Source organism: Bacillus sp. S14(2024), assembly GCF_050473785.1.
Taxonomy (GTDB): domain Bacteria; phylum Bacillota; class Bacilli; order Bacillales; family Bacillaceae_G; genus Bacillus_A; species Bacillus_A yunxiaonensis.
Map to the genome: position 1 here is coordinate 2,561,570 of NZ_JBFLUP010000006.1, position 25,594 is coordinate 2,587,163.

Genomic DNA, 25,594 nt, shown 5'->3' on the forward strand with positions numbered 1-25,594 from the left:
TCCACTGATGGAATTTTCACTTTATACTGGGTAAACTGGATGTTTTCGATCCGTAAATACTTGATATTTACTCATATACATTTCAAAACGTTGCTTCAATTCCGCGCGTAATTGATTCGGATGAACAATACCATCGATCACCATTTCTGATGCAAGACGATAAATATCAATATCTTGCTTGTACTCTTCACGTTTTTGAGCAATAAAGTTTGGACGCTCTTCTTCTGGAAGTGCTGCAATTTTATTTGCATATACTGCGTTTACCGCTGCTTCTGGACCCATTACTGCAATTGAAGCTGTCGGAAGTGCAAGGCAGCAATCAGGTTCAAATGCTGGACCTGCCATCGCATATAAACCAGCACCGTATGCTTTTCGTACAACGATAGAAATTTTCGGTACAGTTGCTTCGCTCATAGCAGAAATCATTTTTGCGCCGTGACGGATAATACCCGCACGCTCTACTTTTGTACCAATCATAAAGCCTGGTACATCAGCTAAGAATAAAAGCGGAATGTGGTACGCATCGCATAATGTAATAAATTTTGCTGCTTTATCAGCGGAATCGTGGAATAATACGCCGCCTTTCATACGAGGCTGATTCGCAATAATTCCAACTGGCATACCGTTAATACGTGCAAGGCCAGTGATAAGTTCTTGTGCAAATAATTTTTTCACTTCAAAGAAAGAGTCTTCATCAATAATACGTTTAATTAAATCAAGCATATTAAAAGGTGCATTTTGATTTTCTGGGATAATTTGTTCTAATGTTTTTTCAAATTCTTTCGGTTCTTGAGGTGCTGTCATTGGAGCTTTTTCTAAGTAGTTACTTGGAAAGTAAGAAATATATTGACGCGCTTTTGAAATTGCATCTTCTTCTGTTTTGCATAGTACATCTCCGCAACCGGATACAGAGCAATGCATACGTGCGCCGCCCATTTCTTCTAATGTTACTTTTTCACCGATTACCATCTCCGCCATACGAGGTGAACCAAGATACATGGAGGCATTTCCTTCAACCATCATAACAACGTCACAGAAAGCAGGAATATATGCACCACCAGCAGCCGATGGACCAAATAGTAAACAAATTTGCGGTACTTTTCCGGATAATTTTACTTGGTTATAGAAAATGCGCCCTGCGCCGCGTCTTCCTGGGAACATTTCAACTTGGTCAGTAATACGTGCACCAGCAGAGTCAACAAGATAAAAAAGCGGTACACGTAATTTTTCAGCTGTTTCTTGAATACGTAAAATCTTTTCTACTGTACGAGATCCCCACGATCCTGCTTTTACGGTAGAATCATTTGCCATTACACAAACAGTGCGCCCATTTACTTTACCAGTTGCAGTAACAACTCCATCAGCAGGTAAGCCTTCTTGTTCGCAGTTTGCAAATAATGCATCTTCTACATACTCACCGTTATCAAACAAAAGCGCCAAACGATCACGAACAAATAGCTTCCCTTTTGCTGTATTTTGCTCATGATATTTCGGTGCGCCACCTTGCTTTATCGTTTCTACGCGTTCTTCTAATGTACGAGATTGTTGTTTTTGATCTAGCATGTTTATTCCCCCTTATAAATCGGCTTCCGTTTTTCGCGAAATGCTTGTAATCCTTCTAAGCGATCTTTCGTATGAATAACTCCTTCATACGCTTGTCTTTCCATTTGTAAACCGGTCTGCAAATCTACCTGCATACCATTTGTAATCGCTTCTTTCGCAAGGCGAACAGCAATTGGACCATTCTTTGCAATTTGTTTTGCAATTTCAATCGCTTTTTCTTCTAGTTCTTTAGCAGGAACAACATGTTCCACAAGTCCATATTCCTTTGCTTCTGCAGAGGAAATACGTCTTGCTGTATAAATTAATTCTTTTGCACGTCCAATTCCAATTAAACGCGGAAGACGCTGCGTACCACCGGCTCCTGGAATAATCGCGAGCGAGGTTTCTGTTAAACCAAGACTTGCTGTTTCAGAAGCGATGCGAATATCACAAGCAAGACTTAATTCTGTACCACCGCCAAGCGCAATCCCATTTATGACTGCAATAACAGGTTGTGATAATTGTTCAACCATATCCATTGTTGAACGAATCATCCCAACTGCATGCCGCACTTGTTCTTCGTTCATATTCGCGCGTTCTTTTAAATCTGCTCCTGCACAAAATGCTTTTGCACCTGCACCCGTAATCATTACGACACGGACATCATTTTCTTCGTTAATACGACTAAGTGTCTCTTGTAATTCTTCTAAAAGAGCAAGTGATAAAGCATTTGCTTGTCGTTCACGATTTAGTGTTACTTTCACAATATGAGGCGTTACGTATTCAACTGAAATATTTTGCAGCTGTAACATGGGATCACCTACTCACTGTTTTATGTTGCAAAGCACGGTATACATGGCTTGGAATCTGCATATCGAGTTTGCTTTGAATAAAATTCGTTGCCTGTAATAACTTTTCTTCATTTACATTTGTCTGCACGCCCATTTTATGAAGCATGTGAACTAAATCATTTGTTGCGACATTTCCAGACGCACCTGGTGCATACGGACATCCGCCAAGACCACCGCATGAGCTGTCAAAAGTTGTGATACCACATTCTAATGACTTTACAACATTGGCAAGTGCCATGCCGTACGTATTATGAAAGTGCATTGCAAATTTAGAAGAATCATATTTTTTGAGCAAATGCTCTAGCACACGTTCCACTTGTGCTGGATTTGCCACCCCAATCGTATCTCCAAGCGATACTTCATAAATACCGTACGAAAACAATTTGTTACAAAGTTCATCAACGGCATGAACGCTTATTTCACCCTCATACGGACAACCAAACACAGTAGATACGTAACCACGTACCGTTTTCCCAGCAAATAGCGATTGTTTCGTTATATCTTCAATAACAGAAAGTGCTTCATCAATTGATTTATTAATATTTTTCTTATTATGCGTTTCACTGGCAGATAAAAAAACGTTCACCTCATCTACATCTTGCAAAAGCGCCCGTTCCAAACCATTTTGATTTGGAACGAGAGCTGCATATGTAACATGTGGTTTCCGCTCAAGCATTGTAAACACATCTTGTGCATCTGCTAAAGCCGGAATCCATTTAGGGTGAACGAAAGATGAAACTTCAATATAAGAAAGACCTGCGTCTGCCAACATATGAATCCATTTCACTTTATCTTTTGAGCCAACAATTTTCTTTTCATTTTGCAAACCATCACGCGGTCCAACTTCTTTAATAGAAGCAAAAGAAGGTAGTTTCAATCGATTACACCCCGTTTCTAATTATTCAATTTCTACTAATACATCTCCCTCATTAACAAAATCGCCTTCTTGCACAAGAATCTTCATAACTGTTCCAGATTCTTCTGCAGCGATTGGAATTTCCATTTTCATAGATTCTAAAATGACGACATCTTGATCTTCCTCTACTGTATCTCCTACACCCACTACAATTTTCCAAACGTTTCCTGCCATCGATGCATACACTTTTGTCATCATTATTTCCTCCTTTAAATTTCGTAACCTTTATTTTTTCACAAGCTGTTTCGTGACAAAGCTTGTTGTGTAAATACCACTTTGAAATACTTCATCTTCTAACACTTGCAGAAGCATTGGCGTATTTGTTTTAATGCCTTCCACTTTCAATTCTTCTAATGCTACTTGCAGTTTTTGAATTGCATCTTCACGCGTTTCACCATGTGCAATTATTTTTGCAATCATCGGATCATAAAACGGTGTAATTGTTACACCATCTTCTAAGAAATGATCGACGCGAACTGATGTCGGAAGAGAAAGAGACTTGATTTTCCCCGGTGATGGGAAAAATGTTTTTGGATCTTCCGCATAAATACGAGCTTCAATGGCATGACCACTACGCTTTACTTCGTCCTGCGTAAACGAAAGCGTTTCGCCTGATGCAATGCGAAGTTGTTGCTCGACTAAATCAAGACCTGTAATTTCTTCTGTTACTGGATGCTCTACTTGTAATCTCGTATTCATTTCTAAGAAATAGAAATTTTTCTCATCATCAACAAGAAATTCAATTGTCCCTGCATTCGCATATCCAAGTGCTTTAGCAGCTTTTACCGCAACTTCTCCCATCGCCTTGCGCGTTTCTTCATCTAAAAATGGAGATGGCGCTTCTTCGATTACTTTTTGATTACGGCGCTGCACAGAGCATTCACGTTCCCACAAATACACTGTATTCCCCTGTTTATCAGCAAGTACTTGAATCTCAATATGATGCGCATTTGTAATCAATCGTTCCATATACATTTCTCCGTTTCCGAAGAAATTTTTTGCACGCGTTTGATTACTTTCAAATGCTTGAGTGAGCGCTTGTTCAGTTTCAATCACTTGCATACCAATGCCTCCGCCGCCAGCGGATGCTTTTAACATAAGTGGATAACCAATTTGACTTGCAATTTCTTTCGCTTCTTCAACTGTTGGAATGCTAGTTGAAATACCAGGTACAATTGGAACTTCAGCTTCTAGCATTGCTTTACGGGACTCGATTTTACTTCCCATCTTCGCAATAACATCTTTAGAAGGACCAATAAAGACAATTCCTTCTTCTTCGCAGCGTGCTGCAAATGTTGGATTTTCTGATAGCAATCCATAACCTGGATGAATTGCCTCCACATTTGTTTCTTTTGCAATTTCAATGATCTTTTCGAGATTTAAATAACTTTCTTGGACGCGTGGACCACCAACAAGGTATGCTTCATTTGCCATTTTCACATGAAGTGCAAACTCATCAGCTTCTGAATATATCGCAACTGTACGAATCCCAAGTTTTTGACACGTTTTTATAATACGAACAGCAATTTCACCACGGTTAGCAATTAATATTTTTTGAAACATAGTGAACCCTCCTATTAACGACATCCTAAATGTCTTGAAATAACGAGACGTTGAATTTCAGAAGTACCTTCACCAATTTCTAGTAACTTTGCATCACGAATATGACGCTCTACTTCATACTCACGCATGTATCCATAACCACCATGAATTTGAACTGCTTGATTTGATACACGACTTGCTGTTTCAGATGCAAAAAGCTTTGCCATCGCAGCTTCTTTTCCAAATGGCTTATCATTATCTTTTAACCAAGCAGCTTTATGTACCATATTGCGTGCTAATTCAATTTCTGTTGCCATATCTGCCAATTTAAATTGAATTGCTTGGAAGTTTGATAGAGAACGACCAAATTGCTTACGCTCCTTTGCGTATTGCAATGCACGCTCAAATGCAGATTGAGCAATCCCTACTGCTAATGAAGCGATAGAAATACGGCCGCCATCTAACGTATATAAAAATTGTTTAAAGCCTTTATTTACATCCCCAAGGATATTTTCCTTTGGTACACGAACGCCATCTAAAACAATTTCACATGTATTTGAAGCACGAACGCCCATTTTGTCGTACGGACTAGAAATTGTTAATCCTTCGCTATTTGTCGGTACGATAAAAGCAGAAATACGTTTCTTACCGCTTTCCTCAACGCCGTTGACAGCGGTTACAATAATCGTATTTGCATACTCAGCATTTGTAATCCAGCACTTCTCGCCGCTAATTACATATTCCTCACCATCTAATACCGCTTTCGTTTGTGTACCACCAGCATCAGATCCAGCGTTTGGCTCTGTTAATCCAAATGCACCAAGTGTTTTACCAGATGCCATTGGAACTAAATATTTTTGTTTTTGTTCTTCTGTACCAAAATAATAAATTGGAGATGCGCCCAGTGAGATTGTTGCAGCATAACTTAATCCTGTACCACCGCAAGCACGGCCAATTTCTTCAACTGCTAATGCATACGATAACGTATCGCCGCCAGAACCACCGTATTCTTCAGGGAATGGGATTCCTAACAAACCAAGTTCGCCCATCTTTTGAAACGTTTCATATGGGAATTCTGCCGTTTTGTCGTAATACACCGCTTTTGGAGCAATTTCCTTTTCAGCAAAGTCGCGTACCATTTCTTTAATCATTTGTTTTTCTCTAGTAAGAGTAAATTCCATTTGTCACACCCCTAATCGAATTCGCTATTTCGACAGCGTGCGCATATATAGTACAAATGTTGCATCGAAAAAAGAATAAACAGTAGTGAGATAATTGCTATAATTCTGTCATAATTCAATTGTAAAACAGAATCTGTACTAATGCACAAAAAAATTCCTACATTGTTCTACAACAACATAGGAATTAAAAGGTCGAATTATGTAGTTTTTTGTTTAATAATCTCTACCTTTTCCAGAATCTGTGATATCAACTAAAACTTCCGGATATGGTTCAAAATATGTTTGTTTTAGTAAATATGTTTCTTCAAACCGAAGTGCCCACGATTTTAAAATAGTGAGAATACTACTTAATGGTATTTTCTTTTCTGCATACTTACTAAGTAAAGAAAGAAAATGATCCTTCTCTTCTTTCTTCAATTTATTTTTAAAATAGCCAAAAATATGCTGACATACGTTTATATTTGATGTATAACGCGGTGTACGCTTTAACAACTCATACAATGTTTTTTCATAATTTGCAAATACTTCATCAATCGGACATTTTGCCTGATTAGCAATGATACGCCCTAATTCTTTTTGCTTCGTTTGATTGTACGCCATGAATAAGTATTTATAATCGGATTGAAATTCAACTAAGGCCTTCATGCTTTTCTTCTTTTTTAATGTTTTAAAATGAGCAATCGTAAATAATTGCGTAAAGAAATGTTCACGAATGATGAAATTCGACAATCTTCCTTCTTCCTCAATTGCTAAATGTGAAAAGGTAGCTAATACTGCACTGCCAAATAAACCCGCACCCTTTCCTTTTGTTGGTGCTTTTCCTACCCCAGCATATATTTTCACATCACGAGTTCCGCAACTTGGAGACCTATTTTTCAAAATAAAACCATCTATATCCGGTAGAGAAGATAAAAATACATCTGAAAACTGCTGCATTTTATCCGTTAAATCGGCACCTGTTGATGGCTGAACTAATTTTTGCGTCCCATCTTGTTCGACAATACGAATGGTTTCCCTTGGAACACCGAGGCCAATTTCTACCTCTGGACAAATGGGAATGAATTCTACATATGGTTGTAAATTCTGTACTGTTGTATCAGAAATCTTGTCACCGTTATAACGACATGCTTCAAATTCTAAACATTTACTTACGACAACTGTTGGTTTTGCGAATTGCCTCATATGCTTACCTCCGAGGTGTTAGCCCGTATAAAATGAATTGAACCGTAGATTCAATCTCAGCCTCATCATCCCACCTTTCTTCTGGTAGTAATAAAAAGCGAGTTAAAATCAAACCAATAACAGGTGATAAGGTAAACCGTAATACTGCTGGTGTTGGAAGTTCAATGATTTGTCCTTGCTCCTGAAAATGATGAACTATTTTTTCGAAACGAGAGTAAATTTCTTTTGCTAATAACTGCTGAATTTCATCTTTCAATTCAGGGTGAAACGGTACTTCTTGAATTAGAATTTTCAGCATTGGAAAGTGTTTTCTTGCAAATTCAAAACGATTCCGAATGACAGTACGTAAAAAATTCTCATATGAATCATACGTATTTTCAAATATTTCTTTCGCAAAAGTTTGCACAAAAAACGGTGCAGCAAATTTCGTCAAAGTCGGCATCACAACGGCAAACAATAAATCTTTTTTCGTTTTATAGTAGCGGAAGATCGTTCCTTCCGCTACACCTGCACGCTTCGCAATTTCACTCGTTGAAGTTGCCGAATATCCCTTTTCACTAAACATATCCACTGCCGCTTCTAAAATGCGCATTTGCCGTTCATTGCGCTTATCCGTCCCAGTGGCGGCAATTAATTCCTCTAACCAATCCTCTTTCATGATAAGCTCCTTTTTTATTTCCATTATATTCTTCTATGCTTCTTCAAAGCAAATACGTTACCTACTGTAAACACAAGCGCAAATAATAATAAGACTCCAAGATCGGCAGCAATTTCGCTAAACCCTTGATTTCGAATCATAACTTGCCGCATCGCATCTGCACCGTATGTTAATGGAAATAGCTTTCCAAGAAGTTGTAACCACTTATTCATAGACTCAATCGGAAATAAACCCGAAAAGAAAATTTGCGGCACAATGACCAATGGAATAAATTGAATCATTTGAAATTCATTGTTTGCATACGCTGATAAAAATGTTCCAAGTGTTAGTGCTGTTAATGAAAGCATACATGTAATAAGTAACGTGAGCCAAGGTGAACCTGCAACATATAAATCAAGAATATACACAGAGAAACTAACAATGAGTACGGATTGTAAAAACGCAAAGATACCGAATCCAATGATATAACCCGCAACAATTTCCCAGCGTCGAATTGGGGTCGATAATAATCGTTCCAAAGTCCCGCTTAAACGTTCTCGAACGAATGAAACCCCTGATAAAATAAAGACAAAGAAAAATGTAAAGAAACCAATTAATACCGGACCTAATCCATCAAACATTGTAAAATCAGCTGATCCATGTAAATAAGAAACATCAGGCTTCATAGTCGTCGGTTCTTTTTTCTCCATACTTTTTTGCAAAACTTGCATGACAGCACGATTTTTCGATGAATCGCTACCTTCTAACGTTATTTTCATCTTGCCATAATCTACAGTAACTATCGCATCAATTGCTTGATGTTCTAATTCACTACGTGCTTTTTCCTTATCATACTCATAAAAAGAAGCATCTTGCTTTTTCATTGATTCTACAATTGGTGCTGGTACATCAACTAAAGCAATATGAGGCTTGTAATCTTTTTGTGTGAATACAAGTGAAAGAAGCCAAAGAAGCAGCATCGGTGCTCCAAACATAAGCGCAAGCGACCTTTTATCTCGGAAAAACTGACGAATAATGCGGATAACAACTCCAAATACTCTCATCACTCCACCGCTCCTTCCAGTAAAAAGACATCCTCAATACGTCCAGATGTTGTTCGCTCTTTTAATTCAACTGGGGAACCCATTGCGATTAACTTTCCTTCACGAATTAAACCAAGGCGTTCACAAAATTCTGCTTCATCCATAATGTGCGTTGTAACAATAATTGTCGTTCCTTGTTTTTTCAGCTCATAAAACTTATCCCAAATTGATTTTCGAAGAACAGGATCAATCCCAACAGTCGGTTCATCTAAAATAAGAAGCTTAGGTTCATGCAACAGTGACATAGCAAGTGATAAACGTTTCTTCATTCCACCTGAAAAATGCTGTACTTGCTTTTTTGCATCCTCAGATAACTGAACAAGCTCAAAAACTTCAGAAATGCGCTCCTTCTTTTGCTTTCCTTTTAATCCGTACATTGTCGCAATAAAATCAGCATTTTCATAAGCAGATAGTTCATCATACAATGCATCAGCTTGTGCCATATACCCAATTTGTTTCATTCCATCCAAATTTGGCATAACCGTTTGCAGTGCAGTTACTTCTCCTGCTGTTGCTTCGCTAATACCAGCAATCATTTTAATAAGTGTCGTCTTCCCCGAACCAGAAGGGCCGACTAAACCAAAAATTTCAGCTTCTCCGACAGAAAATGAAATATCTTGAATCACTTGTTTCTTTCCAAAGTACTTGGAAACGCCTTTAAGCAATACTGCCTCATTTGTTGGAGACATATACTTTCCTCCTCTTCATATTTATGAGTGAGTACTCACTTTTATTTTAAACTGATACTAATATATGTCAAATGTTTCTTTTAGTTGTTGGTGTAATACGTGTTTTCCTCTTAATTATTCATTATTGACATGTTAAGAAGCATTTAAAGATATAAAAAACACACCATCTTTTCCAGTATTTTCACAAAAAGAATAGCGTGTTTCTTTTTAGGATATCGTTTTTTTATTAATTCAAACGAGCTTTTCTACTTACTGTACATACAAATCTCATCAATTTTCTATGAACCGATGGAAACAACGTAAAAATAATATCCATTGTTCTTCGCATTGGCATTGGACAAATGATTGGTTTATTTTTATGGATGCCAGCTAATGTAATTTTTGCGAGTTGCTGCGGGGGCATCATTTTTTGCTTTTTCAACTGTTTCGTAATAACTGATTTATCAATATTAACTGCTGATGCTGTATTAACAATGTGACCAAAACCTTGCTCTTTCATAAGATTATATCCAACTTGAGTTCCGTAAATGGCTCCCCACAAATTAATATCCATGATTTCTTTCCACTCTCCAATCGACATGTCATAGAATTCGCCATACCTTAATTTGATGACGATGTCTACCTAGGTTAAAAACAACGTAATTTTTATATTGATTTAACGGTCCTGCACAAGGTAAAATTTGTAAAATAAAGATCATTAGGAGGAAGGTATAGTGTCAAATGAAATAAAGAGTTACCTTGACTATCAAATGGTAAAAATTCCAGGGGGAGAAATAGAATTAAGAGACGATAGAATAAAAAGTAAATGGAAAGCTGAAATAAGACCGTTTCGTCTTGCCCGGTATCCTGTAACTATGGATCTATACTATGCTATTACAAATAAATCACCTAATTCTTTTGACGGAGATTTAAAACCGGTTGTGAATATTTCTTGGAATGATGCAATTTCATTTTGTAATCTACTTTCACAGAAAGCTGGATTGAAAGAGTGTTATTCTATAAGTAATGATGGTGAAAACATAATTTGTGATTGGGAATCAGACGGCTATCGACTTCCTTCAGAAGCAGAGTGGCAATATGCATGTAAAGCAGGGACCACTGGTTATAGATACGGAGAGCTTGATAATATTGCCTGGTATAATGAAAATTCAGGCGGCACCATCCATGAAGTAGGAAAAAAGGAACCGAATGCATGGGGTCTGTATGATATGTTAGGTAATGTTTGGGAGTGGTGTTGGGATTTATATGATGAACAAGTGTACGGCTCCTACCGAATTTTTCGAGGAGGTAGCTGGGCTGAAGAGTCCAGAGGTTGTGGGGCTTCGTGTCGTCGTCGTAGCCATCCAACATTTTGTATAGACGACCTTGGATTCCGTCTTGCCCAGTCTTTTTAACCCCTTTTCGAGGTTTTACAGTTCAACTAACGGAGTTCCAAAATTAAATAAAATCCGTGATAAAGCATTATTTTCTAAATAGAAAGCCACTTTCCCTTAACATGAGAAAATCGGCTTTCTATTTTTTAATTTTGGAGTATGCGTAGTGATTCTAAGATGGTTGATTACCTAAATTTATATTCACCAAGGAAGTTAATATATTGCTTACCTCCTATTCCTCATCATTCCACCGTCTATGACAAGATTAATACCTGTAACAAAATCATTTTCTTTAGCTGTTAAATAAAGACAAGCTCGTGCAATATCATCTGGTTTTCCTACACGCTTTGATAGATGCTGTTCATGATCAATTGCACTTAATTTTTCATAGTCCCCTGTTTCAATCCAACCTGGGGAAATGGCATTAACAGTGATCCTATCTTCACCAAATGAAGCTGCAAGTGCATGAGTAATTGCAACAATCCCACCTTTTGTGGCAGCATAAGATTCTGAATTCGGCTCAGACATGATGGCCCTTGTGGAGGCAATATTCACAATAGATCCACCTTCCTTGTTAAGCCGCATATATTTTGCTGCTTAACGTGATCCCAAGAAAACACTTCTTAAGTTTGTATATATTACGTCGTTCCATTCTTCTATCGATATATCGTAAGGAGACTTGAATAACGTTTTTCCCGCATTATTAATTAAAATATCTATCTAACCATATGTTTGATTAGCTACTTTCATTAATCGTACAATATCTGTTTCTAGTCTTACACCTGTTTGTATGAAAAATACTTCTCCTCCCTGTTCTTTTATTCTTGCAATTGTAGTAATCATCATCCCCGGACAAACTGGTGTTGGATAGACAAAAATAAAAGGATAAAACGAAATAACAGTTCAAATTAGTGATACGGCAACAGACAGCCCAAGCAGTAACAGTGCTGCCTTTTTTATTCATATTTTATTTATTTGTTAATAAATAGAATATGAAAGTCATTTCCATTAAAAGAAATCATGAGAAAGGAATGATCAATTGATGAAGGCAGGCAATCAAAAGGTCGACAAAATGCCGGGGATGAAGCTCTTTGATGGAGAAAAGCTGCTCGTAATTATTAGCATGCTTGGTTTTGTGCTTGCAGTTGGTATTGCGGTATATATTGGACTATACGGGGCAATCATTTTTCCAGAAGGCGACTTGGAGCGAGCATTTTCTTTCAATGCCGCAATCGCATTGTTTATTTTGTCCATAGCAGCCATTTTACCGATAGCGGGGCTGAGTTCCCGCAAACGGGCAGCTATTCGTTGGGCTTTCACACTGACAACTCTATATGCCTATGCAATCGAAACGATCCAGCATTTTCGCGGGATTAATCCGCGGTTTACGCGTGCCGGCTCTGCCATCGATTCGATTGCCGGCGCTTTGTTCGGGCTTGATTCACTGTTGATCATCATCGTGACTGTACTGCTTGCCATCCCGTTTTATCGCAAAAGACAGACGAATGAACGTCCACTTTTAGTATTGGGCATCCGCTATGCGCTTTTCTCAACCATTATTGCCTTTGCCTCAGGAATATGGATGATCGCGCTGCAAGGCCGATATACGGGCGAGGCAGGAAACTTAATTGTCCTTCATGGGCTCGGCTTTCATGCTTTGCAGGCACTAACGTTGCTAGGATGGTTATCGGAGCGGGCATATACATGTAGGAAGCATGCCCTGCGGCGAATTCATTGTGGGAGTTTCGCCTGGACGCTTTCCATCGTGCTGATTGGTTTACAAACCGCCCTCGGACGTTCCATTTTTGAACTGACAGTGTTGCCGCTCCTTTCCGGCGCCATGCTGCTCATTTGGCTTGCCACATTCGTTGCCGCTGCAATTGAACTGCTGAGACCGAAGCCGGTGTCTGCCAATCCATCATCGCATAGAAATTAAAGCAATATTTTCCTGGAGAGGGGAATTGTAACGATGTATGAAAAGCTGTTTTCTCTTGCGGGCATAGCTATACTGCTCTGGCTTCTTTTGATACTGTTGCCGACGTGGCGAGTCACAAGGTTTCTCGCGGGCATAGCCATTTTTCCTATGTATCTCGCTGTACTTTATGCTATTGGGATCATCATGGTTATCGTAGGTTCAGGCTTTGGATTCGTTCAAGATTTCGGGTCGGCGGAGGGTGTCATCCGACTGTTGTCCAAATCGGACTTTGCCTTACTCGTCTGGCTTCATTTGCTTTGCTTCGATCAGGCGATCGGCCATTACGTTTATAGGGATAACATGGAGCATCGGTATGTATCTATACCGTTGCAATCTATACTCTTATTCCTTATCCTGATGTTCGGTCCGCTTGGGTTGTTATGTTATCTTGTGCTGCGGCGGGTAAGGAAACGGAACAAGATAACTTTATAAAACTAAGCAAGCTATCGAAAGTATAACGTTTTTTCGTATTCGTGTATTGGATTCTACACATTTTCAGATTCCGGATAAATTCACTTCTACATATCAAGGTTCAGGTAGTAGTGGTCATATTAAGAGAACATAGGAAAATTTTTCAACATCTAAAAAAGCCATTGGAATTAATAAGCATAATTCCAATGGCTTTTTCACTTTACTACGTTTCACAGTAAATTCATGAAAAATTATGATTAACTACGTTTTTGTCTCTTATTTGATGAAGGTACTTTCATGGAACCTGTTTCTTGCGTGGTAGTTCCTTGACCTTCGACTTGTGAAGAACCAAGACCCGCTCTGGAAGGATCCTGTTTAGTTTTTCGACCCACTTTGCTCACCTCCAACGTTACTTTTTGCTTAGATGTTAGAAACTATGCAGGACAAAGTAAAAAACCCCCTTCCTTTAATAAACTGCTTTTTCATAGTTTCTAACAGGAAAATCATGAACACCGGTTGTATATTTAAAGTAAGCAATCCCTTTATAACGTGAAATCAAATGAAATCGGAGGAATTTTTAATGAAACATCCAGCATTACAAGCGTATGATTATCATGTATGGGCAAACAGCAGAATATTTGCACACTTAAAAACATTGCCAACAGATATTTGGTCAACAGAAGTACAAAGTGTATTTCCCTCTATTTCACAAACATTTGTACATATGTATATTACTGATACAATTTGGTTAGGTACTTTATTAGGTAAACCTTTTGATGAAGTGAAGACATCAGCAATACAGCTTTCAGAAAAAATAAAAGGAACAAGCATGGAAGAAATGGAACAGTTATTTCTGAATTCTTCCGAAGACTATCAAACATTTTTCGCTCGTCAAGAAAACTTAGATGCAGCCGTTTCTCCTGAACACCCTCACTTTGGACGGCTAGAAACGACTGTTTTTGAATTGATACAGCATGTTGTGAATCATGGAACATATCATCGCGGAAATATAACAGCTATGTTAAGACAGTTAGGTTTTTCAGGGACTTCAACTGATTATATTTTTTATTTGTATGCAATGAGTGGATCAAAGAAATAATGTTTATTTTGACCTTTTCACAAGTAAAAATATTATAAGAGGAATTTTTAACGAATATATCTAAAATCTCAAAAGAGATACTCCCTTAAAAATTCACATCATGTGAAGGAGGAATAAAAATGGACTCTAAACAGAAAGACTATAATGTTGAATATCAATGTCCTAAAGGAGTTGTGTATTACAGAAAAGTACAAGCGCGTAATATAGAAGAAGCAAAACAACAAATATTAGCTCAACAACCCGACATGAAAGTTAGGGCTGTTAACCTTATTGATTCTGATTGAACTCCCCACCTACCACTTCGCGCTTGAGGTGGAAGTCTTCTCGCCAGATATGATAAACAAAAATAGCTAGAGTTGAGGTAGATAACTGCTACGAGCTCTAGCTATTTTTTGCTTCGTTCACATGATTGATGTTAGCAGAAGTTAATAATATGATTTTTCAATTTGCTTTATAAACGCAGATACGTTTCCTAAACAACAAGAACCTTGAGGATTATTTACCTCGCATCCACAACGGTCTGCTTTAATATGCATTGATATCTCTTGTACCACTTGGCTCTTTCCGGTTTGTTTTATTTCTTCATGAATACGTGATCGTGTCCAATTAAAACAGTAACAAGCAGGCACGTCTTCCTGTATATCTTTTTGAAAAACAGGAACCTTAAGATCATTTTTAATAAATACTTGCTGTTCTTCATTAAAGTACACCACATTACATTCTTGCTCTGAACAAAAATAGTATGTTTTATCTGACTCCAATCGAGCCAAGGCATTAGCATCCAGCAAACTTTTTAAGGTAATCAATTTAACTTGTTTTCCTTTCGTTTTGGATAAAGGGCAAACAACATCGTTAGTTGCATTTTTCGAAGCACCGCAGCAGTCTCCCATTTTACATAGAACCCCCTTTTACAAAATTTCACCACCAAACCAAAGTGTATATTCGTATCTATCAGATATGATACTTTAAGAAACCTTTGGACAAGTAATTGATTTTCCATTGTCTTTGGATGTGATACTAAGCATGTATGGTACAGCGACATATGACCAAGCTTCAGGTGTTGGGGAATTTGATATATATTCTGGTGCACACGAATGCAGCATCGGAGTATTGATGCTACCACCTGGATCAATTGAAACTACTGCCATTTCTTTTGGTAATTCTAATGCCATTGATTGAGTCAAACCCTCAATAGCAAACTTGGAAGCACAATACGGTGCAAGTTTAGCTTCGCCAGACCTTCCCCAACTTGAGCTAATGTTGATAATGACACCTCGTTTATTATGAATCATGGCTGGAACAAATGACCGTATCACATTGACTACACCATTCACGTTGATATTCATAACATTTGCAAATTCTTCCGAAGAAATAGTCCAAAGCGTTGCATTTTTATTAACGATAGAAGCATTATTAATAAGTAAATCTGGTGCACCGTATCGCTGAAGAATATATTCTCCCCAAGCTCTAACAGCCCTATCGTCTGAAACATCAACGGATTGAAAATCATGTTTGTCGTCAAATTGACTCCTAATTTGTTCTATCTTGCTTTGAGAACGGCCACATCCAACAATCAACCAACCTAGTTCAGAAAAACGGTCAATTAATGACCGACCTAAACCTTGCGTTACTCCAGTGATTACCACAAGTTTTTTATTATTTTCTCTATCCAATTGGTTTCTCTCTCCCCTCTAACATTTTGATTCTTAAATTCATTTTATATTTTTTCAATTATAGATACTTGCTACATATTAACTAAATTTTCTCCAACTTTAGTAGTAATTTAAATATTGTCTTCAACTGACTTAATAAACTAAGCAAAAAGAGATGCTCTAAAAATATAAGCATCTCTTTTCATCTCAAACATATTTAAACCAAAGATTTAGTCTCACGCAATACTTCAATAAAATACTCCCAGTTATTCACAACAGAAGGAATGCTTACATGCTCATCTGGTGTATGAACATGAAACATATCTGGTCCAAGTGAAATCGCATCTAGTCCTGGAATTTTCTCCATAAATACCCCGCACTCAATTCCCGCATGTACTGCAAAAACCTCTGCGTCTGTGCCATACTTTTCCTTATGCACTTTTTCAAATAAACTGCGAATTGAAGAGTTTGGATTGTATGGCCATTCTGGGTACTCAGATTCTTTTTCAAACTGTGCTCCCAATACTTCTGCGATATGCTGAATTTCATTTACAATATGTTGTTTTAAGCTTTTCACAGAACTTCTTACTTCGTTTCTTAACTTGATTTCATTATGTAACGTTTCTACAACACCTAAGTTTGTAGAGCTTTCCACTAATCCTTTTATCTCCATGCTCATACTTTGAATACCATTAGGGATTAAGAATAATGAAGAAATAAGTTGTTTTTGTGTTTCATTTGCAAATACATTTTCAACTGTTTCTTCTAATTTCGTAAGTGAAACATATATATCTGGGTCCACAGCACGTAGTTCTTCTTGCAAAATGCCTGTCCACTCTTCTATTTTCTCTTCTACCTTTTGCACATCGCTTGCAGAAAGTAAAATCGTTGCTGCACTTTCACGCGGGATTGCATTTGTTTTTAATCCGCCATAAACTTCATTGATAAAAAATGAAATCTCATTCGATAAATCATGAAGGATTCTACCTAAAATTTTATTGGCATTTCCTCTTTCTTTATCAATTTCCATGCCAGAATGTCCACCTTTTAATCCCCCAACAAAAAGGCGATAAGGTAATACGTTAACTGGTGTTTCTTCCCAAACAATAGGAATTGTTTCAACTGCTTTCGCGCCTCCAGCACTACTTACTAACAATTTATGATCTTCTTCTGAATCAAGGTTTATAAAGATTTTACCGCTAAAATGGCTAGGGTCTACTGCAAAAGCGCCGCCCATCGTTGTCTCTTCTTCTGTCGTAATAACCACTTCAAGAGCAGGATGTGGAATATCAGTTGCATCTAATAAGGATAATGCATATGCAACTGCAATCCCATTATCCGCACCTAACGTTGTATGATTTGCATACAGCATATCCTCGACAATTCGTAATTGAATTGGATCTTTTTCAAAATCATGGATGGTCGATTGATTCTTCTCACACACCATGTCCATGTGACCTTGAATAATAATCGTTGGCACATTCTCATATCCAGCTGTTGCTGGCTTCTTTATAATGACATTTAATGCATGATCCTGCACAACTTCTAAATTTCTATCTTGTGCAAACTTTACTAAATAATCACTAATCTCTTTCTCATTACCAGATCCTCTTGGAATCTTTGAAATTTCTGCAAAATGATGAAATACAGGATGCGTAACTAATTCCTCTAAATTCGTATACATATGCTTCTCCTCTTTTCCATTAAAATAAAATTAAGTTTTGATTTTCCCTACACCTTGTTACTATGTAACAAGGTGTAGGTTTATATAAGTATTGTATCATTTTCAAATGATATATAGCCTGTTTGTACCTCTTACATAGATCATAATTTCGTCAATTAACGCTTAAAATTCATACACTTTTAATATTTATACACTTCCTAGCAACACAATCCCTCTATTCCATCAACAAGAGCCTCAAAAATTACTTTATTCAACATACTACTAAAAACACTCACAATATAACTCATCTAAAAAAACAAAAATGGATGCACCTTATGACACATCCATTTTAATAACATGAAATTTTCTATTCATTTTTATAAAAGTGTTATATGCTTCGGAATTTCACCTTCTGGTACTTCTCCATCCATGCTCAAATAATAATGTCTAATCGGTTTTAAATTATCATCTAATTCATACACAAGCGGAATGCTCGTAGGGATATTTAATGTCACAACGCCATCATCAGATAGATTATCGAAATACTTTACAAGTGAGCGAATTGTATTACCATGTGATGAAATGATTACTTTTTCGCCCTTTTTCAATACTGGTACAATTTCTTTGTGCCAATACGTAAGCACTCGTTTTCCTGTATCTTCTAGACACTCTGTAAGAGGAAATTCACCTTCTTTGAGATATTTATATCTGGGATCTGAAACTTCATAACGCGGATCGTCTTTCGTAAGTGCTGGCGGTCTGACATTTGTACTTCTGCGCCATATATGTACTTGTTCTTCCCCATATTTTTTAATCGTTTCATCCTTATTTAAGCCTTGCAGTGCACCATAATGCCTTTCATTTAAATGCCATGTTTTATAAACAGGTACCCAGGCGAGATCCATCTCATGAAGAATAATCCATAACGTTCGAATTGCTCGTTTTAACACAGAAGTGTATGCTACGTCAAACGTATAACCATTCGCCTTTAAAATTTGTCCTGCCTCTCTTGCTTCCTGTAATCCTTTATCAGACATATCAACATCCGTCCATCCAGTAAACCTATTTTCCAAATTCCATACACTTTGACCGTGACGAAGAAGTACAATTTTAATCATGACGAATTATCCTCCTAAATAATAAAAATTTTTAACCTTACAATTGTAATCATGCTGTTTCTATTCATTACTCCTATGATGTGCTATTACACGATTTGTTCTATTTATGTTGTATAAATCATGTAAATGTTATCCCGGTTTCGATTTAGATAATTCTTCATTAAATCCCCACACTTGTTAGTATATCTGTCATTTTTTTACGCACATAAAAAAAACATGAGTCCTCTATTTAAAGAATACTCATGTTAGATAATTGCTATATTTTCAACTTATCTTCCGCGATTTTTCTGTCCCGGCTTTGCGCTGCGCTTCTTCTTGCTTGGTTGACCAAAACGAGGTTTCTCTGTTTTCGGTCCTTCTTTTCTATCACGACGCCCAAATTGACCAGATTGCTTCTTCTCTTTAAACTGTTTCTGTTCTTTTGGCTTTTGCGATCTTTGTTCCTTTTTCTCAGGCTCTTGTTTGTTAGGTAGTTCTACTGCTTGTCGTTGCAAAGATGCGTTAATTCCTTTTTCAATTTGCTGTAAATACATTTTATCTTTTGGCGCAACTAATGTAATCGCAAGGCCACTTCCGCCAGCACGCCCCGTTCGTCCGATGCGGTGAATGTAACTTTCTACATCTTCTGGGATGTCGTAATTAAATACATGTGTAACACCTTCTACATCAAGTCCTCTTGCTGCTACGTCTGTTGCGATTAAATATTGGCTTTCAGCATCACGAAAACGCTTCATAACACGCTCGCGTTTTGCTTGTGATAAATCACCGTGAAGTTCATCACAGTTATAGCCGTATCCTTTCAGTGCTTCATACAATTTTGTAACTCTGCGTTTCGTACGGCAGAAAATAACTGCTAAAAACGGTTGGTCTCGTTCCATAAGTTGACGCAGTGTATCTTGTTTTGCTCGGTCCGTCGTTTCAACGACGCGCTGTTTAATATTATTTACTGTAACCTCTGCACTTTGAATTTTTATAATTTCAGGTTTTCTCATATAACGCTTTGCAAGCGATTGAATTTGCTTGGCCATCGTTGCAGAAAACAACATCGTTTGTCTCTCTACAGGTGTTTGTTCAATAATTTCTTCTACCTCTGGTAAAAAACCAAAATGCAACATTTGATCTGCTTCATCTAAAACAAGCATAGATACATGTGATAATTCCATTGTCCCGCGGCGTAAATGGTCTAATAATCGGCCAGGTGTCGCCACAACAATATGTGTATTACCTTGTAACTTCTTCATTTGCTGTGAAACATCTTGCCCGCCATAAACAGCAAGCACATGAATATCCTTTACATGCACAGTCATTTTTTCAATTTCGTTTGTGATTTGCAGCGCTAATTCTCGCGTTGGCGCTACAATTAACGCCTGTACATGACTAGACTGTGGATTTATTTTTTCTAGTATCGGCAAAATAAATGCTAATGTTTTTCCAGTTCCTGTTTTCGCTTGTCCAATAATATCTTCTCCTGCTAGAACTACTGGGATTGCTTTTTCTTGAATTGGCGTCGATTCCGCAATTCCATTTTCTCTTAATGTATCATTTAACGTAGTGCTAATTCCTAATTCTAAAAAACTTTTCAAATCGATCACTTCTTTTCACTATTTTTCATATCAAATATTGATTGTACCATTTATTTAGCTAAATATGAAAAACAAAAACGTGATGTTATTGTATTTATTCAAAATAAGATTACATTTACTCTATTTTTAGTATGTAAAACAATCCCTCTCTTCAAAACGTGTTAACGTTTAAGTGAGGGATTGCTGGTAATTGAATTATATTTCCGTTTACTTTTTTCTCATTTCTTTTTGTATTTTTCTTAATGCTTTTTTAGAACCTCGATCTATATCATGTTGTAGCTTTCTCTCTTTATAACTTACAAACAACGTATTTAAATCATAGCCTTCTGGATACAACTCTGCTGCTTTCAATTCCAGAATAACGCGTTTATAATTCACTTCAATAAACTCTTCTTTGTATAGTACTACAATATTATTGAAACTATCTTTTTTCTTATATACAATACCAAAATCATTGTGATCTAATAACTTTACTTTGTCTCCAATCTCATACTCATAAGTTTCTTTCGTTTTCACGACATTCATTTCAGGCTTCTTTATTTTATTTTCTTTTACTAGCTCTAAGCTATAATCTTTATTTTCCATATAACACTGTGCTCGCTCCAAAACATGTTCCCGTAAATTCATCTTTCTAGAAATCCAAAGTGCGTTACTATCTCCAGATTCCCCAATCATCAACTTATACATCGGCTCTAATGTTTCATGATTAAATTCCATAGCCGCATTCATGAAATCACTGTGAATTTCTGAGAATCGTTTAATTTCACCATAATGAGTCGTAGCAACTGTTATACACCCCATATGATAAAACTCTTCTAAAATGGCAATTGCAAGTGCAGCACCTTCATTCGGTTCTGTACCACTGCCAATTTCATCAAATAATAACAACGTATTATTGTTAGATATTCTCATAATTTCTGAAATATTTTTCATATGTGAAGAAAAAGTACTTAAAGCATTTTCAATACTTTGATTATCACCTATATCTACAAAAATAGAATCAAAAAGGGCAATTTCAGTCTCTTCATCACCATGAATATGAAACCCTGACATTGTTGCTAACGATAATAATCCAATTGTTTTCAAGACAATTGTTTTTCCTCCAGCATTTGGTCCTGTAATGACTAAACTACGATATTCTTTTCCAATCTCAAAGTTTAATGGAACAATCTTACCTTGTAAAAGAGGATGTTTACATTCAACTAGTTTTATATATCCATGACTATTTAATTTCGGTGCTATACCGTCAATACTCTTACTAAATTTAGCTTTCGCGAAAATCATATCATATTGACTTATAAGCTCAATATTAATTTTTATATCACTAACATTCTCAAAAATCATTCCTGATAAAGTCGCTAATATTTGATACTCCTCTATCGCCTCTTCCGCTTTTAAACTCGCTAACTCACCGCTTAATTTTGAAATAACAGCAGGTTCCATAAATACTGTAGAACCTTTAGAAGAAACCTCTACAATTGTTCCTGCAACTTGATTTTTATAAGAAGCTTTAATAGGAACAGTATATCGATCATCTTTTTTACTAATAAAAAATTCTTGAATATACTCTTTATTTGCACTGCTTTTTAAAAATTTATTTAATCGATCTCCAATCTTTCCTTCGGTTGTTTCGATATGATTTCGAATTCGCTTTAATTCTTTACTTGCAGCAGAATCAACTCGATTCCCTTTAATAGAAAAATGAATCTCTTCCTCAATATTTGTAAACTCTGACATAGAGTATGCGTAAGAACTTAAAACAGGCGCAAAAAATGCTTTACTTAACATGAATCCCTTAGTTTTTCTACATCCTCTTAAAAAATCTGCTACACTAACTAATTCTGTTGGTTCCAAAATCATTCCTTTTTCAAGCTTACCAATTATGTTCTCTATATTGGAAATTCCTACTAATGGAACATGACTTTCTGTATTTAATATTGCTTTTGCTTCAGTCGTTTCATTTAATCGATTCTTCACTACTTTCATATTTGAACTTGGCTGCAATTTATCTAATAATTGTTTTCCTAATCCACTTACACAATATGATTTTACAATTTCCTTTAATTCGTTATACTGCAATTTTTCAAATGTCATGATATTCATTTCTGTTCTCCTCACTATGATTTAATAACTGAATCATGTATGAAGATACCTAATAATAAGATTTCAATAAGTCTATAAATAAAACTTCTCTCAGAGAGGATCGCTTCCCATCCATATTGAAGAACTCTTCCTATCCAAAAGTCGTAAGATAAAAATAAAAAAAGCTGCGGAGATACCGCAGCTTTACAGACATTTACAAGACAAGTGTAGAAACAAATATCTATTATTAAACAAACCTTTTTAAAATAAAGGCTTATGTGTTGAATAATAAATACTGCTACATGCTTTATAAATTGTTGTAGGTATCTTCATAGGTAACTTAAATAAATCCATAAACAAATAAGGGGTATATATTTCTAAAAAATACCCTTCATCATTGGATTTACTTAATTAAATTTTTTGCCTATTTAGATACTACTCCACTCACAAAAAGCACCTCGTCTAATTTATTTTTTTATTCTTATTGAAATCTAAATTATGGAATTATTATACTATATGTACAAAATCAAGTAAAGGTACATAAAATTCCCTGTAGGGCAAATTTACTTCGATGAAGATTCTCATTTCGAAAAACGTTTTTCTTATTTTGTTGTAAGTTGTACTTCAAACTCTATAATAGATTCCTCGTTTTCACCTATTCTTTCTACTGTAATTTTATCAATAGTGAATCGCATAGTATCTCGAAGTGGATGAAGATTTTTTATAATACGGAAAGCCTGTTCTTTATCACCTTTCCTTCCTACTGTAACATGAGGAATGTAGGGAATTTCTTTACGGAGAAACACTTGAAGAAAATCTGTATATAACTTATTATGCAATTCAATTATACTTTCTTTTCCTTCCTCTATAAGTAGAAATAAATACTCCTCTGAATTTGTCACAACTGGATTTAACATTATTTGAAAAGAACTCATGCTACTTATAATTATTTCTATATGTTTTTTTAGATACTCGCTTGGCACTTCACTCACAAAAGGAAATACTAGCGTAATATGAGGTGAAATCAAGCCAAATAAAGGATCATGTTTTCTTCTTATCGCTTCAATTTCTTCTAAATTATTATTACTCAAGAAAAGTAAAATGGTTCTCTCCATCGTAATTACACTTTCTTTCGAAAAAGAGCCGTCCAAAGAAATGATTCACCAAACACTTCATTTGGTTGCTTAATTTCTTTCATTTTGCGCAGTTCAATTACTTCAAAATCTCGAAAAATATCACGCAGTTTTTCTTCTGAATACGCAATTCCTCCCTGCAAGCTCCAGCCTCGATATACATCCCAATCTGATATTTCCGAACCATTTTTTTCATCTAGTTCTCCCGCAGCAAAGCATGTTAAACCGAAATACCCGTTTTGCTTTAAGGCTTGCTTGACTAACTCAATATAATGTATTCTTCGGTGAGGCGGGATATGATGTAAACAGCCAGAATCATATACGAAATCATATTGGTTCTCGGCCTGCAAATCAAAGATAGACTTACAGATAAAATGAACTGGCACGCCTTGTTCAGCCGCTCTTTCTTCTCCCCATTTAATCCCTTCTTCTGATAAATCAACTGCTTCTACTTCACAGCCTATTTTTGCTAAATACAAAGCATTACGCCCTGGACCACAACCCAGCTCTAACACGTTTCCTTTCTGAATAATATTTCTATCAAAATAAGAAACTAAATTTTCATCCGGCACATTAGCAAAGAAAGGTACTTCTTTATCCCGATCAGAATAGAAATGATTCCAAAATGGTTCCGGAGACCTTAATAGGGAGTCTAACATGATAAGTACATCATCCATACTATGTAAAGTTTCATTTTTCATTAGTGAATTTCTCCTCTTATAAATTATAGTTACAATATAATTATACCAAATATTAACTGTAATTCTTTTCTACTTTTTAAATAGTTTTAATATTACGAACAAAAAGTTACACAACTGTGAGAATAAACATTAACAAATTGTTTAGAAATATAAAATGAAACTTCCATCAGTGGAGCCGAGCTTTCTCTGCATACCATAACAAGATATTTCTTTATATCTATTCCTGTAATTACAGTTATTATTACGGTATATGAAATTTTTCATTTTTAATCCCAAATTAAAGAAGCGAGCATTGATATATCAATGCTCGCTTCTTTAATTTTTAAATTTCTCTTTCGCTGCACGCATCTTCACTTGTAAGTCATAATCGACAGCGTTACGAATATTATGTTCTACCGCTTCCATTTCTTTTTGAAATCCTTTTAGATAGACAGCAAGTTCTTCTTCTTTCTCAGAACGCTGCGCTATTGGAATTTGTGCAATGAGTGACAACATATCTACCAAGTCTTTCATTAAAAAAGTCTCAAGTTTATGTTGCTGTTCAAACATACGATTTTCTTGATAATACGGAATCGCATGTAAAACAGAAATTGTCACATCATTAATACTTTTTTGCAACGACGGATTTACTGAACGTTTGTACATTTCTATACCTTTTAATGCATCTGGATAACGATCATAAAAGTATAGTTTGTAAAACGAGAAATCTTTCGGCTTTGATGGTTGCTGAGATTCCTGTTTCAAGAATTCTTTTACCTTCATCGTTGTCATTTCCATATCTTCACTTGTAACTTGCTTTGTTGTTTTTACATTGTAATGTAGTTTTTTCTGTTTTTCCTTTGGCAACATTGAAAAAACCTGTTCCTTTGTGCGCTGATTAGCTGTGCAAAAAAGAACTGTAAATGCTTTTTGACTACTGCTTCCTTCCGTACGGATCCAGCGGTAAAACAACGGATGTTGTGTAAATTCTTGTAAAAATGGTACTGTGCTGTGTGATAAGCGCTCCATTGATTCTGTCGCTCGTTTATACGGTTTTGTCCATGATATATAAAGCTTTCGTCCAAAGTAAGCAAGTAAAATTACTGCGGTAAGTCCTAACAAAAGAACAATACCTATCAGTATCAAAACAAATTGAAAGAAATCCACGATTTCACCTCCTCT

General features: G+C 36.3%; 26 protein-coding genes and 1 pseudogene. 5 read left to right on the top strand and 22 right to left on the bottom strand.

What is annotated here, in order from left to right:
• Positions 1-21: 21 nt before the first annotated feature.
• The 11 genes from AB1279_RS13290 to AB1279_RS13340 form a co-directional block, all read right to left on the bottom strand.
• Entirely contained in the window at positions 22-1,563 is a 1,542-nt protein-coding gene (locus AB1279_RS13290; RefSeq protein ID WP_429759268.1) for an acyl-CoA carboxylase subunit beta, read from the bottom strand.
• Between the two features lie 2 nt (positions 1,564-1,565).
• Positions 1,566-2,354: an enoyl-CoA hydratase gene (locus tag AB1279_RS13295; RefSeq protein WP_429759270.1), complete on the bottom strand. Its 789-nt coding sequence runs from the start codon at positions 2,352-2,354 to the stop codon at positions 1,566-1,568.
• Between the two features lie 4 nt (positions 2,355-2,358).
• Positions 2,359-3,270: a hydroxymethylglutaryl-CoA lyase gene (locus AB1279_RS13300; RefSeq protein WP_429759272.1), complete on the bottom strand. Its 912-nt coding sequence runs from the start codon at positions 3,268-3,270 to the stop codon at positions 2,359-2,361.
• 21 nt (positions 3,271-3,291) lie between these two features.
• On the bottom strand, positions 3,292-3,507 hold the full coding sequence (locus AB1279_RS13305) for an acetyl-CoA carboxylase biotin carboxyl carrier protein subunit (protein WP_429749929.1): 216 nt from the start codon (positions 3,505-3,507) through the stop codon (positions 3,292-3,294).
• A gap of 27 nt (positions 3,508-3,534) precedes the next feature.
• On the bottom strand, positions 3,535-4,872 hold the full coding sequence (locus tag AB1279_RS13310) for an acetyl-CoA carboxylase biotin carboxylase subunit (RefSeq protein WP_429749930.1): 1,338 nt from the start codon (positions 4,870-4,872) through the stop codon (positions 3,535-3,537).
• A 14-nt stretch (positions 4,873-4,886) separates the two neighbouring features.
• Positions 4,887-6,032 carry an acyl-CoA dehydrogenase gene (locus tag AB1279_RS13315; protein ID WP_429759273.1) on the bottom strand — a complete coding sequence of 382 codons (1,146 nt, stop codon included), beginning with the start codon at positions 6,030-6,032 and terminating at the stop codon, positions 4,887-4,889.
• A gap of 213 nt (positions 6,033-6,245) precedes the next feature.
• The gene (locus AB1279_RS13320) at positions 6,246-7,214 is read right to left on the bottom strand and encodes a YbgA family protein (RefSeq protein ID WP_429759275.1); all 969 of its coding nucleotides are present in this window, start codon (positions 7,212-7,214) and stop codon (positions 6,246-6,248) included.
• A 4-nt stretch (positions 7,215-7,218) separates the two neighbouring features.
• On the bottom strand, positions 7,219-7,872 hold the full coding sequence (locus AB1279_RS13325; protein WP_429759276.1) for a TetR/AcrR family transcriptional regulator: 654 nt from the start codon (positions 7,870-7,872) through the stop codon (positions 7,219-7,221).
• Positions 7,873-7,895: 23 nt separating this feature from the next.
• The gene (locus tag AB1279_RS13330) at positions 7,896-8,915 is read right to left on the bottom strand and encodes an ABC transporter permease (protein WP_429759277.1); all 1,020 of its coding nucleotides are present in this window, start codon (positions 8,913-8,915) and stop codon (positions 7,896-7,898) included.
• Positions 8,915-9,643 (bottom strand): ABC transporter ATP-binding protein, encoded by a 729-nt coding sequence (locus AB1279_RS13335; protein ID WP_429749938.1) that lies wholly within the window; start codon positions 9,641-9,643, stop codon positions 8,915-8,917. Before AB1279_RS13335 ends, AB1279_RS13330 begins: the two co-directional genes overlap by 1 nt.
• 226 nt (positions 9,644-9,869) lie before the next feature.
• Entirely contained in the window at positions 9,870-10,259 is a 390-nt protein-coding gene (locus AB1279_RS13340) for an SDR family NAD(P)-dependent oxidoreductase (protein ID WP_429761396.1), read from the bottom strand.
• A gap of 133 nt (positions 10,260-10,392) precedes the next feature.
• On the opposite strand from AB1279_RS13340, the gene AB1279_RS13345 reads away from it, so the two are divergent.
• Positions 10,393-11,037, top strand: coding sequence for a formylglycine-generating enzyme family protein (locus AB1279_RS13345; protein ID WP_429761398.1), 645 nt, complete (start codon positions 10,393-10,395; stop codon positions 11,035-11,037).
• Positions 11,038-11,241: 204 nt separating this feature from the next.
• On the opposite strand, the pseudogene AB1279_RS13350 reads toward AB1279_RS13345, so the two are convergent.
• A pseudogene (locus tag AB1279_RS13350) lies at positions 11,242-11,850 on the bottom strand (SDR family oxidoreductase); the annotation flags it as partial.
• A gap of 208 nt (positions 11,851-12,058) precedes the next feature.
• On the opposite strand from AB1279_RS13350, the gene AB1279_RS13355 reads away from it, so the two are divergent.
• Both AB1279_RS13355 and AB1279_RS13360 read left to right on the top strand, forming a co-directional pair.
• On the top strand, positions 12,059-12,952 hold the full coding sequence (locus tag AB1279_RS13355; RefSeq protein ID WP_429759278.1) for a hypothetical protein: 894 nt from the start codon (positions 12,059-12,061) through the stop codon (positions 12,950-12,952).
• A 33-nt stretch (positions 12,953-12,985) separates the two neighbouring features.
• Positions 12,986-13,423 (top strand): ABA4-like family protein, encoded by a 438-nt coding sequence (locus tag AB1279_RS13360; RefSeq protein WP_429759279.1) that lies wholly within the window; start codon positions 12,986-12,988, stop codon positions 13,421-13,423.
• 236 nt (positions 13,424-13,659) lie between these two features.
• On the opposite strand, the gene AB1279_RS13365 is transcribed toward AB1279_RS13360, so the two are convergent.
• Positions 13,660-13,794, bottom strand: coding sequence for a YuzL family protein (locus AB1279_RS13365; protein WP_098307419.1), 135 nt, complete (start codon positions 13,792-13,794; stop codon positions 13,660-13,662).
• A gap of 188 nt (positions 13,795-13,982) precedes the next feature.
• Between AB1279_RS13365 and AB1279_RS13370 the strand changes: the two genes are divergently transcribed.
• Entirely contained in the window at positions 13,983-14,501 is a 519-nt protein-coding gene (locus tag AB1279_RS13370; RefSeq protein ID WP_429759281.1) for a DinB family protein, read from the top strand.
• A gap of 119 nt (positions 14,502-14,620) precedes the next feature.
• Positions 14,621-14,785, top strand: a complete 165-nt coding sequence (locus AB1279_RS13375) for a hypothetical protein (protein ID WP_429759282.1) — start codon at positions 14,621-14,623, stop codon at positions 14,783-14,785.
• 141 nt (positions 14,786-14,926) lie between these two features.
• On the opposite strand, the gene AB1279_RS13380 is transcribed toward AB1279_RS13375, so the two are convergent.
• The 9 genes from AB1279_RS13380 to AB1279_RS13420 form a co-directional block, all read right to left on the bottom strand.
• Entirely contained in the window at positions 14,927-15,391 is a 465-nt protein-coding gene (locus tag AB1279_RS13380; RefSeq protein ID WP_429759284.1) for a putative iron-sulfur cluster-binding metallochaperone, read from the bottom strand.
• Between the two features lie 75 nt (positions 15,392-15,466).
• Positions 15,467-16,174, bottom strand: a complete 708-nt coding sequence (locus AB1279_RS13385) for an SDR family oxidoreductase (RefSeq protein ID WP_429759285.1) — start codon at positions 16,172-16,174, stop codon at positions 15,467-15,469.
• A gap of 196 nt (positions 16,175-16,370) precedes the next feature.
• Positions 16,371-17,837: an aminoacyl-histidine dipeptidase gene (locus AB1279_RS13390; protein WP_429759287.1), complete on the bottom strand. Its 1,467-nt coding sequence runs from the start codon at positions 17,835-17,837 to the stop codon at positions 16,371-16,373.
• 356 nt (positions 17,838-18,193) lie between these two features.
• Positions 18,194-18,934: a 2,3-diphosphoglycerate-dependent phosphoglycerate mutase gene (gpmA, locus tag AB1279_RS13395; RefSeq protein ID WP_429759288.1), complete on the bottom strand. Its 741-nt coding sequence runs from the start codon at positions 18,932-18,934 to the stop codon at positions 18,194-18,196.
• A gap of 269 nt (positions 18,935-19,203) precedes the next feature.
• Positions 19,204-20,526, bottom strand: coding sequence for a DEAD/DEAH box helicase (locus AB1279_RS13400; RefSeq protein WP_429759290.1), 1,323 nt, complete (start codon positions 20,524-20,526; stop codon positions 19,204-19,206).
• A gap of 198 nt (positions 20,527-20,724) precedes the next feature.
• A complete protein-coding gene (locus tag AB1279_RS13405; RefSeq protein WP_429759292.1) occupies positions 20,725-22,620 on the bottom strand; it encodes an endonuclease MutS2 in 1,896 nt (631 codons plus the stop codon).
• A gap of 581 nt (positions 22,621-23,201) precedes the next feature.
• A complete protein-coding gene (locus tag AB1279_RS13410; protein ID WP_429759294.1) occupies positions 23,202-23,714 on the bottom strand; it encodes a 2'-5' RNA ligase family protein in 513 nt (170 codons plus the stop codon).
• Between the two features lie 5 nt (positions 23,715-23,719).
• A complete protein-coding gene (locus AB1279_RS13415) occupies positions 23,720-24,433 on the bottom strand; it encodes a class I SAM-dependent methyltransferase (protein ID WP_429759296.1) in 714 nt (237 codons plus the stop codon).
• 315 nt (positions 24,434-24,748) lie between these two features.
• Positions 24,749-25,579: a DUF3974 domain-containing protein gene (locus tag AB1279_RS13420; RefSeq protein ID WP_429759297.1), complete on the bottom strand. Its 831-nt coding sequence runs from the start codon at positions 25,577-25,579 to the stop codon at positions 24,749-24,751.
• Positions 25,580-25,594 lie beyond the last annotated feature (15 nt).